The organism is Caldivirga sp. UBA161 (genome assembly GCF_002506515.1).
Classification (GTDB): Archaea; Thermoproteota; Thermoprotei; order Thermoproteales; family Thermocladiaceae; genus Caldivirga.
On the sequence record NZ_DAXS01000067.1, the window covers coordinates 1 to 916 of the forward strand.

The 916-nt window shown below is 40.9% G+C and carries 2 protein-coding genes; both read right to left on the minus strand.

Going from position 1 to position 916, the window contains the following annotated elements:
* Positions 1-134: 134 nt before the first annotated feature.
* Positions 135-587 carry a 30S ribosomal protein S15 gene (locus tag BP896_RS07270; RefSeq protein ID WP_291767136.1) on the minus strand — a complete coding sequence of 151 codons (453 nt, stop codon included), beginning with the start codon at positions 585-587 and terminating at the stop codon, positions 135-137.
* Positions 588-739: 152 nt separating this feature from the next.
* Positions 740-904: a CBS domain-containing protein gene (locus tag BP896_RS09925; RefSeq protein ID WP_414633190.1), complete on the minus strand. Its 165-nt coding sequence runs from the start codon at positions 902-904 to the stop codon at positions 740-742.
* Between the last annotated feature and the right edge of the window lie 12 nt (positions 905-916).

The following is a 916-nucleotide window of genomic DNA, read 5'->3' on the forward strand; positions in this document are numbered from 1 at the left end:
AAGATGTCACGTACCTAAACATAATTGCGAAACCTTACCACCAGACCAACCAAGCCTAACATACTGCATAAACTGGTTGGCCTCTAATCCTTTTAACTGTTACTATAATAGTATAGTTGTTTAATTCATGCTTTTTACGTGGCCATTGCAAACCTCTCCGGGCTATAGGTGAAGTCAGCTGGAAGAATGCCAGTTCTCTTATAGTACTTAACTAATCTATGTATCTTGGATTCAGTTAACATTAAGCCTTTCTTGGCTGACATATCCTTAGGATGCTCCTCAAGATGCCTCCTAATGTTGATAGCCCTCCTGATTAATGCCATTAAGTCCTCAGGTATCTGGGGCTTAAGCCCATTCTCCTCAAGTATCTCAGTAACCCTCTTATTAGTAACAACCTTAACCAGTGGTATACCGTATTGATCCCTAAGTATAACACCTATTAATGATGGGGTGAACCCCCTCCTAGCCAACTCAACCACAAGCCTCTCTATATCCTCGGGACTGTAGCTTAACCACGGTGGTATTGTCTTAGTTGCTGGCCTAACTGATCCACTACTACCACGCTTATGCCTAGACCTATGCGGCACGGTGAGTCCTAATCCCCTAGTTTTATAAACTTTAAATGACCCCTCCCATTAGAGGATTAAATACTTACCTGAATGCCACCAGCCTTGAATTCATTGAAAGAAATTAATAATTTTATCTCTTTAGAGAAGCAATGTTTGTTCAATGTAATGGATTAATCAGTGCATGGTATTGGCTCCTCATCATCACTACTTACCCCTTGTTCAGCAAGTGCCTTTAACCTAGTTGACTCACCTACAATATCTCCTATCGAGATTACGCCCACTGGATTATTATTCTCATCAACAACTACTAGGTGCCTTATGTTTAGCCTATGCATTAATTCAGCTGC

Coding starts and splice junctions, on each gene's coding strand:
- BP896_RS09925 (WP_414633190.1), bottom strand. CDS start 904: ATGCATAGGCTAAACATAAGGCACCTAGTAGTTGTTGATGAGAATAAT.